The sequence below is a fragment of the Caballeronia arvi genome, from assembly GCF_001544695.2.
Lineage (GTDB): Bacteria > Pseudomonadota > Gammaproteobacteria > Burkholderiales > Burkholderiaceae > Caballeronia > Caballeronia arvi.
In genome coordinates this window covers 1-1,362 of the sequence record NZ_FCOM02000232.1, presented here as the reverse complement: position 1 = coordinate 1,362, position 1,362 = coordinate 1, and the positions used below count along the sequence as shown (strand labels likewise).

At 59.9% G+C, this 1,362-nt stretch carries 1 protein-coding gene; it reads right to left on the bottom strand.

From position 1 onward, the window contains the following. Window positions 1-162: 162 nt before the first annotated feature. Complete coding sequence (locus AWB74_RS44560; protein WP_061152802.1) at window positions 163-1,269, bottom strand: IS5 family transposase; 1,107 nt, start codon at window positions 1,267-1,269, stop codon at window positions 163-165. Window positions 1,270-1,362: the final 93 nt, after the last annotated feature.

The window sequence follows — 1,362 nt, the reverse complement described above, 5'->3', positions numbered from 1 at the left end:
CTTAACAGGCTGTTGAAAAGCCCCCATCAAACGCACCGGAGTGACGTTTTTTGAAGGAGCCTCATGCGATCTGCCGATAACTTGCCGATGCGCCACATACCGCTGGGTCACTTTGCTCGCGCTTGGCGGCATCATGTCTGGTGGCGCATGCTTGGCGCGCGCTCATTGCACCGCTCCTTGCGGGGCCGCGCACATCATTCGCGCCATGCGCGTCAGATTGCTTGCCATCATCGTCAGTTTGAAATGCTGGTCCACACGCTTGATACCGCGATAAACCGTCTGCCGAATCCGGCCTACGGTCTTGCCCCATCCGAAATGCTCCTCGATACGTTTGCGCTTCACCTGGCTGATGCGATAACCCTCATGCCGCGACGTGCGTCCATCGATGGCGCTGCCACCGTGCCGGGCGTCGTTGCGCGCAACATGCGGCGTCACGTTGCGCGATCGGCAATCGCGGATGAAGTCGCGCGTGTCGTAAGCCTTGTCCGCGCCGACGGTCTTCGCGTGGCTGCCGGGTACGCAATCGAGCAGACGCAATGCGCTCGCGCGCTCGGCGCAGCCATCGGCGTGACTCACCACCGCGCCTACCACGAGACCCGAACGGTTCTCCATCAGGATGTGACCGTGATAACAGAGCATGGCCGCACCCTTGCGGCTCTTCTTGAACAGGCGCGCATCGGCATCGGTGCCCGATTCATGCGTTTCATTGCTGCGTCGCTTGCCTTTCCAGTCGGTGTGCGTATTGCGTCCGCCCCCGGCGGGCGGTTCATCGTCCGAGCCGTCCTTGGCGCGAAAGCTCTTGTGACTGGCCCATGCCTGAATCAGCGTGCCGTCCACGGAGAAATGCTCCTTCGAGAGCAGGCCGCGCTTGTCGGCCAGCGTCATGACCTCGGTGAAGAACGCTTCCACGACATCATGTTCGAGCAACCGGTCGCGGTTCTTCGAGAACACCGAGTGATCCCACACGGCCTGCTCGATGGGCAGCCCCACGAACCAGCGAAACAGCAGGTTGTAACGCATCTGCTCCATCAGCATGCGCTCGCTGCGCACCGAGTAGAACACCTGCAACAGCAGCGCACGCAGCAGTTTCTCCGGTGCGATCGATGCCCGGCCGCCGTCGGCATAAATCACATTGAACAGGCTATTGAGCCGCTTGAGCGCATCGTTGACCAGCAGGCGCACCGGTCGCAACGGATGATCTGCAGGAACGAAGTCCTCAAGTTTGACCGTCGTGAACAAGGTCTCTTGCATCTCGTCAATTCCGCGCATCGCACTTCTCGCCTGATGTTGTGAACATGATATCCATAACGCATAGCTCTCAACGACCGTGCACATCGGAACGAAATTCAACAGCCTGTTAAG

Coding starts and splice junctions, on each gene's coding strand:
- AWB74_RS44560 (WP_061152802.1), bottom strand. CDS start 1,269: ATGCGCGGAATTGACGAGATGCAAGAGACCTTGTTCACGACGGTCAAA.